This is a genomic window from Eubacterium sp. 14-2 (genome assembly GCF_000403845.2).
Classification (GTDB): Bacteria; Bacillota; Clostridia; order Lachnospirales; family Lachnospiraceae; genus Petralouisia.
In genome coordinates this window covers 1,702,798-1,718,515 of sequence record NZ_KE159567.1, presented here as the reverse complement: position 1 = coordinate 1,718,515, position 15,718 = coordinate 1,702,798, and the positions used below count along the sequence as shown (strand labels likewise).

At 39.6% G+C, this 15,718-nt stretch carries 12 protein-coding genes; all 12 read right to left on the bottom strand.

Annotation, left to right across the window (positions count from 1 at the left end; genetic code table 11):
- Positions 1-79: 79 nt before the first annotated feature.
- The 12 genes from C805_RS15030 to C805_RS0105435 all read right to left on the bottom strand — a co-directional run bounded on the left by C805_RS15030 (position 80) and on the right by C805_RS0105435 (position 15,664).
- The gene (locus C805_RS15030) at positions 80-1,114 is read right to left on the bottom strand and encodes an ABC transporter permease (protein WP_242832671.1); all 1,035 of its coding nucleotides are present in this window, start codon (positions 1,112-1,114) and stop codon (positions 80-82) included.
- Positions 1,038-1,457 (bottom strand): hypothetical protein, encoded by a 420-nt coding sequence (locus C805_RS27090; RefSeq protein WP_022751155.1) that lies wholly within the window; start codon positions 1,455-1,457, stop codon positions 1,038-1,040. Before C805_RS27090 ends, C805_RS15030 begins: the two co-directional genes overlap by 77 nt.
- A gap of 134 nt (positions 1,458-1,591) precedes the next feature.
- Entirely contained in the window at positions 1,592-1,762 is a 171-nt protein-coding gene (locus C805_RS26400; RefSeq protein ID WP_016214737.1) for a hypothetical protein, read from the bottom strand.
- A gap of 305 nt (positions 1,763-2,067) precedes the next feature.
- Positions 2,068-2,283 (bottom strand): hypothetical protein, encoded by a 216-nt coding sequence (locus C805_RS0105470; protein WP_155957624.1) that lies wholly within the window; start codon positions 2,281-2,283, stop codon positions 2,068-2,070.
- A gap of 225 nt (positions 2,284-2,508) precedes the next feature.
- Positions 2,509-2,799 (bottom strand): Txe/YoeB family addiction module toxin, encoded by a 291-nt coding sequence (locus C805_RS15025; RefSeq protein ID WP_016214735.1) that lies wholly within the window; start codon positions 2,797-2,799, stop codon positions 2,509-2,511.
- Between the two features lie 3 nt (positions 2,800-2,802).
- Positions 2,803-3,060, bottom strand: coding sequence for a type II toxin-antitoxin system Phd/YefM family antitoxin (locus C805_RS15020; protein WP_016214734.1), 258 nt, complete (start codon positions 3,058-3,060; stop codon positions 2,803-2,805).
- 229 nt (positions 3,061-3,289) lie between these two features.
- Positions 3,290-6,238 (bottom strand): TOTE conflict system archaeo-eukaryotic primase domain-containing protein, encoded by a 2,949-nt coding sequence (locus C805_RS15015; RefSeq protein ID WP_016214733.1) that lies wholly within the window; start codon positions 6,236-6,238, stop codon positions 3,290-3,292.
- A gap of 1,778 nt (positions 6,239-8,016) precedes the next feature.
- Complete coding sequence (locus C805_RS15010) at positions 8,017-12,561, bottom strand: hypothetical protein (protein WP_016214732.1); 4,545 nt, start codon at positions 12,559-12,561, stop codon at positions 8,017-8,019.
- A 678-nt stretch (positions 12,562-13,239) separates the two neighbouring features.
- Positions 13,240-14,895 (bottom strand): hypothetical protein, encoded by a 1,656-nt coding sequence (locus C805_RS15005; protein ID WP_016214731.1) that lies wholly within the window; start codon positions 14,893-14,895, stop codon positions 13,240-13,242.
- 51 nt (positions 14,896-14,946) lie between these two features.
- A complete protein-coding gene (locus C805_RS25900) occupies positions 14,947-15,153 on the bottom strand; it encodes a hypothetical protein (RefSeq protein ID WP_196811070.1) in 207 nt (68 codons plus the stop codon).
- Positions 15,150-15,404, bottom strand: a complete 255-nt coding sequence (locus C805_RS26715; RefSeq protein WP_016214729.1) for a hypothetical protein — start codon at positions 15,402-15,404, stop codon at positions 15,150-15,152. The genes C805_RS25900 and C805_RS26715 overlap by 4 nt, the downstream gene beginning before the upstream one ends.
- Entirely contained in the window at positions 15,401-15,664 is a 264-nt protein-coding gene (locus tag C805_RS0105435) for a recombinase family protein (RefSeq protein WP_022751147.1), read from the bottom strand. Before C805_RS0105435 ends, C805_RS26715 begins: the two co-directional genes overlap by 4 nt.
- Positions 15,665-15,718 lie beyond the last annotated feature (54 nt).

The following is a 15,718-nucleotide window of genomic DNA, read 5'->3' as shown; positions in this document are numbered from 1 at the left end:
TTTCCTGCAGTTTCTCTGTGCCTGCCATGTTTCGCTTTCTTTTTATTTTAGCACGGTTCCTTCTTTCTTACAATAAAAATCAAAATAACTCTGTTACCGACAGTTTATTTTGATATTTTAATGCCGCTTCTGTCATAATACTGCTGCACAAAATGACAATGATCCCGTAAAAAACAGCAATACCATACGGAAACTGATAATTCAGATAACTCATCAGGCTGCTTTTCAGAAAACTGCAAACAGCATATCCAATGCCGCCGCCAATGGAAAGTGACAGGACAAGCCCCACAGATACCACAATCAGACTTTCGTAATGTACCATGGAGGAAAGCTGCTTTTCTGACATTCCCACAGAGCGCATAAGTGCAAACTCTTTACGTCTTGTTATAATACCCGTCAATATCGTATTCAGTAAATTCATCACTGAAAAACAACCTATGAATATGACTGCAGCTGCAAGCGCAAATTCTGTTCCCTGCAGGAAATTTTCGTTTTGGGCAACAGCAGACGAAAGGGTGACAGCATCCAAACGGGGATGTTCTGCCAAAATCTGTTCTATTTCTTTTTCCGCCTGCTGTTCAAACTCATCTCCCACACGGATTACATATTGATACGTTAAGTTACTGTCTGCAATCTTTTTCATGGAATCAACTGACAGTAATAACATATCAATTTTATCCCCATTGTTTCCCCTTTTAGTTTCATCAAGAACTGCCGCTATCTCAAATTGCATATTCTCACTGTGATTTCCGTCAAAAACCTTCAATGTAACAGATACGCCCACCTCTGGCTGTATACGGAAAGTTTCCTCAAAATCATCAGGCCTGCCGATAATAAGCTGATTCTGCGATACCAGATTCTCATAATCAGGAATTATCCCGTCTGAAATACAACTCTGCAGTAATTCCATATCATCCTGTACAAACCCCACAATTTCTGCATCCGACTCCGCTGCCTGTAAATCAACGGACACAGGAAGATGCCAGTCATCTGCAATTTCTTTTACACCGGAAACGCTGGCCAGGGCATGGTATATTTCATCCGTAAAGGGGCTTTCCGTCTGAACCTTCTCCAAAGGATTTTCCCGCAGTTCCTGACTGGTAAATCCTATCACAAACTGCCCTCTTGTAAAACCGGACAGAGACATCTCTCTGGCATCTATTGAAGAAAGGACAGATGACAGCCCCAGCAGCAATACTCCTGTCAGGATAAGGGAACTTATGGTCAGCATATTCTTTTTCCTGTAACGCAAAATTTGGATTTTTGCCAGTCATCCCCTCATTCCGGAAAACCGCCACATCATCCAGCCGTTTCCCTTTGGGAAGGATCCCTTCCTGCTCCAGCATCTGGTTGATCCCGTCTGTCCACTCCTTCAGATCCCCGCCGCAGCCCTGGAGGACCAGCCCCTCACGGCCATGCATCGTTCGGAGTTCCTCTTTTTCGATCTGTCTGATCATGTTATGCTACGCTCCTTTTCTTTCTGATCCGCTTTTGTCCGCCATGATGGACGGAATTTTTCAATCGTTCTGACATTCACTGACTCTGTACACCGCTACGCATGCGAGTCCGGCTATTCCGGCCAAAAGAATCCCTACTGCTGCTGTAATACCCAGTATCCATCCCATATCGCTTTCCCCTTTCGTTTTTTCCAATCCTTTACTGCATCCGGCACTCTGCCAGGATGGCTGCCTCCTCTTCCGCTACGTCCCTGCTTATAACCAGAATTTTCCCTGCTTCTCATATGTTCATCCTCTGATTTCATGTACCTCGTCTCCTTCTGGTCATTTTTTTCTATACGGCTTTTGTTCAAGCAATAAAAAAAGAAGGATACCTCCGATTATGGAAGTTCCTTCTATCTCATATACAAATATCTTTTTTCTAACCCAACTTCATTGATCCGCTCTGCACTTCTTCCCTATTTTTGACCTGTGTTGTCTTCAGGTTTTCTGACATAGGCTGTTTCTTAATCTGTATACTAAATAAGAATTTCGGAGAAAACATATTCCACATGTTCTAATGCTTTTTCTCCATCATTACCATTTAAAATCCCTTGTTCTTATATATTAATCATCTTACCCTCTCCACCAAAAACTCCCCCGCCTCATTCACCTTCCCCTCCATCCAATCATCCACCAGATAAGACAGACACAGCTCATCCCCTTCCTTCAGCCCCATTACTTTCACTTCCTCTTCCGGCAGCTGGATCATCCGGTTCTTCCCCATCACCACCATCATCTCAATCAATTCCATGCACTTCGTCCTCTCTTTCATCATTTTTTTCATTGCTTCCTTCGTAAAAAATCCCACTCGTTCCTTCTCTATAAAAAACCTGCAAACTTCGCCCCTTAAAAGTTGGTAAAAGATTTTACCAATTCCCGTACCAGTTTTTTACCAACTTTTCCGCAAAATCCTCTAATTTCCATCATCCCCAAATGACACCCCAGAAACGCAAAAAACGCTGGAACCTTGCGGGTTTCCAGCGTTTTGCTTCATCTTATGAAATTGGAATTACATTCCCATCTCTTTTGCTGCAGAATCAATCCTTATAGTGCCCTTACAGGATTTCACAATAATTTGGTTATCTGAAACCTCATAAACTAAACGATTGGCTTCATCGATTCGCCTGCTGAATGAACCGGATTTTCCATATTTCAGCGGCTCAGGCTTTCCAATTCCATGTAATACTCCATCTCTCTCTATGCTTTGCAATAACTGATTGATCCTTTTTAATATCTTTTTATCCTGTGTCTGCCAATAAAGATATTCACTCCATCCTTCTTCTGCAAAAGTGATTTTCATAAACTATTCCTCCATGGCCAGAAGTTCATCCATGGTTTTTGTTACCACCTGCCCGTTTTTGACCTGTTCATCTGCCCTGTTTAATTTTGCCAAATACTCAACATTCTTTTTGGCCTTTTCTAATTCATTGTACTCTGATTCTGATATAATAACCACATTCTTATTCTCTTTACGAGATACGATTACCGTCTCCCCGCTAAAAGCCATATCAAAATATTTTTTTATATTTGCTCTTACATCCATCTGTTTTGTCGCGATCATAGCGCACCCCTTCCAGTACTTAAAACCGTACTATTTATTGTACTAAATATTATATGTTAATTGGTACATATTAGTCAATAAAATATATATTTTTCTTTATTCCCCCATTTGCTTCAACTTTCTTCTGGCTGTTCTCCGATTTCTCCTCTTATATTTTCTATCAAATTTATCTTCGTAGAATAACTGTTTCCAAAATCCCTTCCGCATGATAATTGCCTCTTTCCAATTCTCATTCCTCTTTCAGAGCTATCTCCAATAATTCTGCCGCTATCTGAGCCGACCTAACCCTTATCAAATTGTCCCATACATCTTCCTTGCCAAGAAGGTTCATTCCGCCATGCCAGACAAGTTCATCATCCAGGACAGAAAAGTGCTCTTCCACATTTTCTTTTATGATAACATGAATACCACTTTCCCGCATAGTATCAATAAGTCTTTGGCAAAATTCCGGACTGCCATAGGCAATATTCTGCGGCTCTGTCGTAATTACCATAACTTTGCAGCCTGCTTCCTGCCTTGCTTTCACAAGACATAAAAAACGATCCACCTTGTCTTCGGTAATCTCCGGGCTGGACACGATAATCTTCTTCTCAGATTCTACAATATCCTGTTCGAATACATCCATATAGCTGCCGCTGTCATAAATTGCGTTCACGTTCTGCTTTGCCAAAACACCATTTGCAATCAGTTCAAAGCCTGTTCTCTTATAGGTACGAAGCCTTTTTACATACATATTGTCAAAAACCCGGATATGGGAATCAATATAATCGTAGACAATCACTTCCTTCTTTCCCTCATAATCCCGGTTTAGTCTGCCAATGTACTGCTCCAGCCTTCCCTCAAATGATACTGGAGCCGCCAACATCAGGGTATCAAGTCTTGGGTAATCGAATCCCTCGCCAATCTTCTGTCCCGTTGCCACCAAGATCAGGCTCTCATCCTCTGAAACTTCTTTAAGGCGCTGCCTTATGGATGAATTCTCTTTATCACTGTTATCTCCATAAAAGAGAAACACATGGTCTGCACCTTTTTGTAAATTCTCATACAAATATTTCGCCTGTTCCTTATATCTGGTCAAAATAACCGGAGTCCTTCCATCCTTAACACAAGCCCTGGTATCTTCAAGAATCATGTCATTTCTTACCGTGCTATTGCCAATCAATGCATAGGCTCCATTGATATCTCCCCTATCCTCTCTTGTATCTATTACCCTCGTATATCTCGGATACACATAATGACCGATCCCCTGCTCTATAGCCCGTTCTTTTGCCGTGTAGCTGTGCCGGACCGGCCCAAGCAGCATATGGATGATCTTCTCCAGATTATCGCCCCGCTTTGGAGTTGCAGTTACTCCATAAACATATCTGGCGTTTACCTTTTGCAGAACTTGGGTTGCAGTTGCGGAGCCTGCGTGATGGCACTCATCCATAATGACCATTCCATAGGAATTGATTCTTTTATTGAATTTTCCTTTGCTGTACATGGAGCCAATCATGGCTACATCAATAATACCCGTGAGAGTATTCTTGTTTCCATGCAGGATGCCGATCACACTGTCTCTTCGTTTCTCACGCCCTGTTTTCGTTTTATAAAAAGGCGGTTCCTCATCTATGGTCAGAAACTTATTCAGTTCTTCCACCCACTGTTCCAGCAGATCTTTACTTTGAAGCAGAATGAGCGTATTCACTTTTTTCTCCGATATAAGATAACTGCACACCACCGTTTTACCAAATGCGGTAGCCGCGCTTAAAACACCGTGGTCATAGGCAAGAAGCCTATGCGCTGCCAAATCCTGCTGTGTTTTCAAGTCTCCCTGGAAAGATACCCGGATTGGTCTTCCCTTTTCTCTCTGATCTTCTATCTCACATTCAATCCCCGCTTCTTTTGCGGACAAAATCAGATTGTCTCTCAAGCCCCGGGGAATGGCGATGTAGCCATCCACATCTTTTCCCATATACACAGCGCTGAAATTATTATAGTTGGAATAGCCTAACCGCTTATTTTTATAAAATATAGGATTATCGAAAGCCGCCATGCTCCTGATCTGGTTCTGAAGCCTGGGCATCAGATTCAGAGTGTCAACATAGATCCCGTCGCCCAGTACAATGTGCATTTTCCCTACAACATCGGACTTTATAAAACCGACTTTTTTCTTCCAGGGTTTCGGTCTGTTCTGTATCGTTACAGCAGCCGATATCCCCGTAGTTTGTGACAGTTCTCCCTGCCACTTTGCCATAAGACGCTCTATCTCATCATTTCCAAGCTTCTCTGTCCGATTTAACAGAACGTCCCATTGATCCGGATATGCATTCCAGTTCTTATCCACAAAAGCGCTGTTGCCGTTTTTAAGCGCCCCTCCCTGCAATGGCAGCGCGATCAGATTTCCAATACCACTTGCTGCGTCCTGAGAGGGATACATTCGGTCATAATAATGGAAAGACTTTAAATTGATGGAAGCAGAACCTTTGTCCAGTAACAAAAATCCAAAGTTTCTTGCCAAAGACGCAGATATGGGTTTCTTAAAAAAAATCCACACATGGGCCCCTCTCCCTGACCGGGATCTCTCTACCAATGGTGTAATGCCGTTAAGTTCACACATCATCCTGATGGCATCCACTTCCTCATGCCACTCCTCATCCATGTTTGCGAAATCTGTCTGCTCCGCGTCTTTTTCATGGTTGTCAAAATCAAATACAAGAAACCGGCATGTGCCATCTGCAAGAAGAGGATATACCCCTAACACATCAGAACCATCTTCTTTCATCCCAAGTAAATGGTTCATGAGTTTCTCCGGTGTAAGCTTTGTCCACTCCCTATGTTCACATACCTCGCAGCTTTGCTTCTCACCCTGCTGCTTTGGACAAAGGCGGTTATCCCAGCGATTATTACACTGCGGAAAATACCCGCCTTTCGCTCCTCTTTTTGCATATACATCGGTTCTGCCCCAGAACATGGAAAAATACCGGTTTGCCAGTTCCCGCGTGATAAATTGGTTCTGAATACGCCCTCCCTGATCCGGATCGTATTCCTGGGTGTTTTCTATTTTTCCCGCAAACATATTTTCCGTTTCATAGGGAATATTGGCTTTATCCAGCTGTTGTTTCAGTCTTTTATTTTCATCCTGAAGACTCCGTACTAATCTCCGAAGAGAATCCAGATTATATGCTTCTATATTCATGAAATCTACACCCCTGCAATGTGTATTTCTGTATTTTATCCCCAATCCTCTACTATTAATCCGTTCACTTTGACAAAGTCATCTATATGATTGCTCATCAATATTAACGTCTGATTTTTCACACACTGTAATCAATGCTTCCTATAGACTTATAGGTATCCTCTCTTCCTCAGCGGCTCTGCCTTCTCCCTGCCCAAACCTATGCTGTCAGGCTTCTGCCATTTTCAAATATTGGGGCTGTTGCCATAATGATCTGCTCCTTATGACTGCAATTATCAAAAATCGGAGAGAATTGCACTTAAGTTCTCCTCTCCGATTGCTTCCAACATGTCCCATATATTGACTACTCTGTATTCTTTCATTTTATCGAACCCTCTTGGACATCAAGCTCCGTATCTCGTCTATATTTGTCATCTGGCGACTCACCGGTGCGGATGGCTCTCTTTTGGGAGCATCTGCCAAAGCATCAAAATCTTTGATAAAAGATTCAATTTTTTCGAATCAGTAATCTTTACATTGGTCAGTATACTGGATGTAGCCATTCTATCGCCTCTTCTTCAACAAAACACTTGTTTTTCTACTTTTATTTTTATCTTATCATCTCAGGTCCCTTTTTTCAATCGGGTTATGCAATTTTCAGATTCTCAATCATTTGTTGTCACTTTGCGATTATTTCCTATTTTAATATATACACCTCACTGAAGCATCTACGCCATCCCCAAGTTGTCCAATTCTCCCAATTCAGCAACCTCCATAGCCTTTCCAAACTTTCCACTTTCTTCCTACTTCTCATCCGCCATATAAGTATAAATGTCAATTGTTGTATTGTAATGCTGATATTCTATGATACCCTGCACCACCTTTGGCTGCATATCTGCCTCAAAGCATCAGCGGCAGAATATGTGACATATGGCATGGAAATATAAATCCTCAGAATACAATGTTTTCATAGGATTGATTTACATATTCCGTCGTGAATACTGGATATTTTTAATTTCATACTGCTTCACTGTTTATTTTTCGGTCAAAATAATTTGTTTTTGAACTATTTTTCACAAATATTTTCTTGTGCTACAATCCAAATTCCAGTTTCATAAAAGAAAAGAGCCCCAGATCTCTCTGAAGCCCTTCAATCTTTACTATTAGATCCAAACAGACTATCTTACATAGCCCCCATCTGCTTTGCGAACTTTTTGATGGAATGTTGGATTTATGCGGGGTTGAGAGGGGTTCTGTTTTGAGTTTACCAGTTTTCGAGATGGTAAAGAATTTTTGCCTCTTATTTTCTTCCCTAAATCCAATGGTTTTAAAAATTGGTAAATCTGTTTTGGAAGTTGGTAAAATGCTGTTTCTTCTATATACAGAAGAAACAAGCGAAGTTTTCATCCCATCTGTCGTATACTATCCAATATCATCTATTCTGCTTCTTTCTATTCAAATTAAATTCTTCTTCTGCTAATTCAATACGCCTTTGGATCTCTTTCTCTGTAGGCAGTTGCTTTTTAATCTCCTCTAATCTGATATTATCAATAAGAGGCAACATCCATAGGTGTCTGGATTCCCTGAAATGCTTACTGTACCTCAGTTTAATTCTTTCGACTTTTCGTTTAATGGAGATGAAGGTAATCGGAGAGAAGACTCTGTAGTTCCTTCTCTCCGATTACCTTCATCCTATCCATTCCCAATCTGCAGATCAAAAGGCTCTAATCGTATCGAAAGACAGCTAAAAATCCTCCCATACCCTAGCTGCTTCCATATGATTCTAAATTTTACCTCATTTATAATTCCATCATCTTTCTAGTCAATTCCTGTGTCTCTCCAATCTGCTTCTCAAACATCAAATCCCAAATATCCAAACACCTTGAGGAAATATCTTCATCCTTATCCTCTTCAGAATTAGCTTCATCATAAAGCCCCCAGACTAATTTTATCAAATCTCTTTCAATCAACCACCTGTCCTGCCTGGTTATATCTGCATCTTCTAAAATATAGTAAGCCATTTTAAGGATTATGTCTGAATAATCCAATAAACTGCCATGCTTACTTATGTATTTTTCAAATGCAAACATCATCTTAGCCCCCAGTTCTGATGTCATTAGTTGCATCAGAAAATCTCTGTCCTGCGATAGGCATATCCTGCTTATATAGAATAAACCAGACCATGAATCGATTAGTTTCTCGTCATTATATTCAAGAATATGGCTTAATTCTTTTTTCGCTTTTTCATGATATTTATCAATTCCAAGATATACTATAAGCATTCCGACCATGGCTTTTTTCTGTTGTTCATCCAATAATGGAAAGGAATCAAATATATCATCAAAATCATCATAAATGAGATACATTTCAGCAATGGATTCACCACATCTTTCTTTTAGGACACCATCATCAGAACAGAATCCATTCCTTAACACATTCTGGACAATTTCTTTATCTTCGTTATACAGGGCAAAATGGATTCCCCTATCTGAAATACCTGCCAACCGAAAGTTTGAAAGAAACATTCTCCTAATCCTAGCTATCGCCCAGCCCCTGTCAATATGGTAAGCTGTCCATAAGGCATAGACACATGCATATCTCGATACAAAATCAACATCATCCACCAATTCATCAAATGGTGCCTTAAATTGTTCCAGTGCACTTCTATTTCCGAACAATATGCCTCCTATTGCCTGAACAGCAACCCCTACAACAGAATATAGCATTTTACTTTCCGCTTTTTCTACGGTCTCTTTCGAAGCCTCGGCATCCTCTGCTGATTTATCCTGAATAAACTCTCTACGCCTATGGATGATGCTGCACAGCATGTCCAAAGTAGATTCAGACCAAAGAATATCCTGTTTCCTTTCTATAATCTCGCAGTATTCCAATGCTACCCCTGTCCCATAATCATAAGGGTACTTCAAAAACAGTTCTTCTATGCTGCCATTGTCAACTTCATCATGTTTATTGCTATAAGCAATCCCTCTGGCCAATGCTCTGACAAAAACTGCATTTATCTCTTCCTCCATTTTCAGAATATTTTGTAAAAATTCAACTGGGGCGTCTGAAACTGCCTTTTGAAATTCTAATGCAAATGCTTCAAGGGAATTATCTATATACCTCCCGTTCTTTTCTTTAAATTCCCCGAATTTCCTTGAGGGCAGTTCATTATTCAAAAGTATTCTTTTCCAGTCATTAAAGTTCAGTTTTTTTCCGGCAATTGGGGAATTGACACCCCTGCCCTTACAATCTGCATTATATTGATATATTGAATCATTTTCGTATGATCTACCAAAAACCGTTTTTAATTCTTTAGCCTCTTTTCCCATACGGTCTAATGGTAGAATTCCCAGCAAATCATTTTGCAGATCCCCACAGAACTTGCAGTATGCTCTCAAATCCCCTTTCTTTTTTGTTTTGTTATATTCTATCCTGCGATATAATCGTTCTTTTGCATCCGGTGTCTTATAATGGATGATACAAAACTCCAATTCAGAATATGCTTCATCTGAACAAATCACGGCATTTTTTTCAAGCACTGCCTTTGCAAGCAGCAGTTTATCCCCATTTCCGCTTGTACATTCAAATATTCTCTCTTCAAAATCACCACACATATATTCCAAAATATAATCTGCATATAAATCCGGCAGATACTGAAAGGAATCCAGTATCAATTCATTATGCAGAGGAACCCCTGTACCTATATAGCACGAAACCTTTGACAGAAATAACTCAGGCTCATTTTGGGCAAAATGCCTATTCGCACTTTTTATAATCTGAATACATACCCTTTCCAAACTGTGTTTGCCGGAATATCTTGCAGACCACCTAGAAAAAACACCCTGATCCTCCATCGGTATAAAGGGCATCAATATTTCAAGGATATTTTTATATTGTGTTTTGAAGATATTTGCATCTTCTGATACACAGACTTCATCATAACGATAAAGGCTATCGTACCCTTCGTTCACGTGTTGTTCCAGCATCAATGCCACTAATTGAACTGAACGCAAATCCTTTATTTTTTCTCCCAGCAGAATATTCTTATATTGCTTAAAGGACTGAGGGAATTGTCTGTAATAGCTTAATTTTAGTTCAAAAAAGGCCTCACTGCCTTCATGGATATCCCTTACCAGACATTTTATCCATTCATCTGCTTTATCTGGATCTAATACATACTTCTGTAAAAATGCTATATCTTCCACGTTGCAGTTCGGAATAATACTGCGAAACAGCCCTGTTACATAGCTATATTTATCTTCATACTGCATCCATATATCCAGGTCACCACACTCACGAAGTTTTCTTACATATGCCTGCTTCCCTAAAACCACTATGCTCCTAAAGTGTTTTCCCCATCTATCATCCCACAGGAATCTTCGGACAAACTTGAACACTTTCTTATCCGGTTCTGTTATCTGGGAGAGGATTTCTATAAACACATATTTCACATTGTACCGCACATCCGTTAATTCTAATAGTCTTTCCCCGACAGCTAAAAAATCCTCTTCTGAATCTTCCAGCAAAAGCTGCAAGAACATCTGTACCTGATATCGCCTGCCCGGAGTCTGTCTGTCCTTTTCGCCTATAATATCTGAAAGGCTGACATCATCATAAAACTGATCCAACATATGCTCCGCAAAAAAACAATCCAAAATGGATTGATGCACCAATGACACCTTATCACCCATTAGTACAAAAAATCCATTCGACTGCAGAAAATTCCTGTAATCCTCTGGCATGTTCAGCCGGGAACAGCTTGCATACATCTTCCCGCTTCTGTCACAGTACTTTATGAAGTTGTCCTTTATCTTTTCCAATTTATCTGAATCGAAGCCATTCCTATCAGCCTTGCTCTTTAGCTGTCCCCACCATTCTCGCACAAGCTGCTGTTTTGTACATATTTCAACTTCCCGGTTGACATCCAGGTGCTCCCATATATACAGGTTGCTTGCCGTTGACAACAAATCCCTTGTCTTTGGGGATAGGGATTTATAAACAGAACCAACAACCTTTTCCACCTCTTCCTGGCTCAATTTATCCACCCGGATCCTTGCCCACTCTACCATGCAGCCCCGTCTCGCCGAATCTTTAAATAACCCTTGTATGTTATTGTCATTTTCCAAATCGTATGTGCGACATACCATAACAATTGAGATCTTATGCCTGCGCTCCTGATTCATCTGCTCAACTTCCCGTATTATTTTTCTGCATATGGCAAGAGACTCGCTCGAATGTGCCTGCGTCCATCGCAAAGCATCCAACTGATCGAAAATAAGGACTGCCCTTTTATCACACGACACAGCATTCAAGCAATGCGAAACAGATGCTGGCAATCCCATGCTTTGTCCCCATCTTTCTGCAGTTTCATGTGGTATTCTTTTGTCCAGCTTGACAGCCAGATACAAGGTCTCCGATTCCTTACAGAATTGAATAATGTTTTCTATACATCCACTTTTTCCCATACCTGCATGTCCATGGATGATTACTGACTTTCCATCCAATATCCACTGCCAGCAGCTTTTTGCCTCATTCCGGATAATATAGCCACTCTGAAACTTTATGAATACGGATTGATATTCTTCGTTTAAGTTCAATATAACTGGAAGTATTCTCTCATCCCTTGCCAAATCCCGAAAGACAATACCCGTATCCTTACAGTAATCTGTAATCATCAATGCATCTATCTTCTTTCCCCAAATGTCCTCTAGGAGAACAAATTTGAGGAGCTTTGAAAAAATCTCTTCCGCATCGCCAACAAATAATAGTTCAATTCTTTGTAGAAGAATTTCTCTCAATCCAAAGTTGCCAGGGTTTCGATAAAACGTTCTTGACATATAGTCAATCGTCGTTGCTATGCCCCTCTCTTCAGCAGGATTTATACCCATTGCATCACAGTAGTGATGAAAAAACTTTACCGTCTTTTTTCCTGACTTCCTTATCTGATATTCGTAAAAATTCCTCGGCTTTGCGGCGTCTGTATTCCTCGCCATCTGGGTTATGTCTTCCAATACATTAAATGCAAGCGGCGAAACTAGAGAAACCATATTTGCTTTGCTATTCTCAAGCTGAACCTTCCAGTTATCCCAGATTCCTTTTTCGTTCACCTCCCCATATGTCCAATATTCATTATTGCGGCACCGCCCTTTGCATTGCTGCCCTTCACGAGTCCCATCCTTATTTCCAATCCATAAATCCACTCCCCGCTCGTCGTCTCCGACTGCTTCTATGGTAAGATACTGTATTTTTTCATTCAGGACATCCAACATTTTGTTGATTGTCCAATTATACTCAAAACGATTTCCTGATTTATCTGCCCGTCCGCCTGCTTCGTATGCCATACTAGTCCCCTTTTATAAATCTGATTTACAGTATTAATTACGCACCATACAGGTTTTCCAAATTCTCTCTTTTCCAAAATCTTACCATATATAAGTTAACATATCAATGAAAGCTCACTCAAATGATATTACCGTATTCACATTCACATATTGTTTTAGTATTTTGTTTCGGACTTTCAAGTTCTCCATCCATCTGTCACATTTATCATGCATGACTCCGTGTAGTTATTGAGCTTCAACTTGTCCTACAGTCTTACCCTTATGCTTAATCTCTTATATGATTTCTGTTTGTCAAATCAGAGATTTGCCCGTAGGTTAGTGTATTCCCCACATCAGCTTCTTTCAGATCCCATCCCACAGTGGACACCCTTACTTTCGGCTATAGCCTTCCCACTACCGGGCGGATTCGAGAAATTTATTTGCATCAGCACTCTATTCTCCACTGCATATCTGACAATCATTTCAAACAATTCAAAATTACAGTAATCATCATCTCCATTTCCTCCGGCCTAGATTCAGCTACCATGATTGTTAAGGCTACTAATGTATGATCATCAATTAATTTCTTCCCATCAATAAACAAAACATCATTTTTATCCAGGAAATAGAGAAATATGGTTGCTGCAATACGTTTATTTCCGTCAGCTTATGTCAAGCATGGGACAAAATTTTTTTATTTCAATTAAATTGATTATCACAGCCAAACTCCTTTAACCTTAAACCTATTTGCTCTTGAAGTTCTTTATTATTTACACAATTTTTATAAGCTTTATTGTACCAATATAAAGTTTGCTCATTTGTCTGCATGCTTTCTGCTATCATAATATATATATTGGTTTCTACATTATTAGGCAACTTAATATGATTCTTTTTGAATTTATTCTTATTATACTTATTTATCTCTTTTATCATATCATCAACAGTCCAATCAATCTCTAAATAATCAAATTGTGTTATAGCGAAAATAAGTATATTGTATATGTTACATTCTGATATCATTTCCAAATACAATTTCAATTTACTTACCATTTTTTCTTTATACGCTTCGTCAAGACTACTTATTGATAATATGTATATCCAACATAACGCTAAAACGGCCGCTTTATTATTTCTTTTAATTTCACTAAAATGTGTTAAGTACCTTTCCACACACTCATTTATATTGGGTACATTTTTAGGATCCGATTGTATACATTGTAGTAACCCTTCAAGATTAGCAATACCTCTACTTCCGTCATTGTCTTTCGCTATTCCCAACCAAATTGTAGGTGATAACTTTATATTAACTGTCCCTGGCAATTCTGAATGCCAAGGATAATCCTCTTTCTCTACTTTTTCACACTTCTCAACAAAATTTATAATAATATGTCTGACTAACCTTATTAGCCCACCATATGTAAAAAAAATAGCATGCTCCCATTCAAACACATCACATTTGTCTGAAAAACTTCCAATTTGCAATTGCTTCATTATTGGTTTTAATTCATGGGCATATTGGGATCTGATACTATAAGCATTCTGCAAAGCATTTTCAAGTTCATCATAAGTAATACCTTTTCTACCCGTTACTTCAAAAAAATCATTTGTAACATTAGACAAAACAAAATTAACAAAACGTTTTGAAAGTTTTAAGTGTTTATCCTTAATAAGAATTTTTTTAATTTCATCAAACAAGTCATTATCATATCCAGACAAAATTTTTTCTAATTTCATCTTTATATCATAGTCATAATCATCCCATGTAGGAATATATTTATCATAATTTGACGATAAGGATTCTATGCAATATACTAACATGCTGTACGAAAGACTAATATCTTCATATAAAACTCTTATTGCTGAATAATATGCGCTTAAACATTGCATGATGATTTTATAATCTTCCCTTTTTAATCCTATCATTTGATTATAAAAAGAAATGCTATATTGAAGCTCATCATCGCTAATAAATTTATTATTACGAACTATTTCACCCAGAAATTGTTCTGATGTATCTCCTTGTGTAATATTCGTCCTAATTATTTTTTCAACAGCACTTTCATTTTCATCAAATATTCCATTCAGACTAAACGTCAAAATATATTTCATCTGACGAATAATTTCATCATCTCCTACTTTTACCAATATTTTAGTTGAATCAACTACCTCTAAATTATTATCAAAGTTTAATACATATGCAGGCATTCCTCTCTTCCAATCAATAGTATTCAATTCAATATTTTTATATTTAACACTTCCAAAATATTCCAAGTTAGAATAAAGCACTCCATAGCAGTCATTATGTCTTATTTCACCATTATCGCTAAAAAACTTACCTGATATAATTTGCAACATACTAAAACCTCACAAACAATCTTAAAAATTCTTTTGCTATCTCGGCTCTTATCAAACCACCCCAAAATTCTCAAACATAATTTGCAGGCTATCTATTCTCTTCTCCGTATGATAATGCCCGCAATACCACTTCCCATAATCCTGCCTATCCTCAATTCCGTCCAGCCATTCCTCCGTAGACTTATCCACCTTATTCTGATCCACCCCGGCCATAAACACCTCCGCCAGCTCATACTTCAACGGCGTAGTATGACTCAACACCACATCCACCCCAGCCTGTCCAGCCGGCTCTCCACATACCTCTTAACCTCATCCGAAAGCTGCTCATCCGGCCACCACCCATACATAAGCCGGACCATCTTATTTTTCTTTCCTGGCACTACACTCCGCATATTGGCATTGGCCCGGTCAAATTCCTCCTGGGTCACGATTCCCTCATGGGTATTCCTGAACGCTACGTCAATACCGCCCGTCTGCCCCATCCAGCATGGCGCTGTCGTACCCGTCATTCACAGAAATAACCCTTACCCCCCAGAAAGGGGAAATCCTGCTCCAGCAGGTTCCCCACCTCCACATAATTCCTCCCAAGCCGGGAAAGGTCCTTCACCACGATACACCTCACCTTCCCGGCACTGCCAATCAGCTCCTGAAAGCCCGGACGGTCCAGATTCCTTCCTGTGTATCCGTCATCCAGAAACTCCGCCACGCCAAACCCGACCAGATCCTCTCTACCGGAAATATACTTCCCTCTAAGAATACTCAGGAACACTCACGCCACAAAACCGTTCCATACGCATGGAACCGGCACCCTGGTATCACTCAT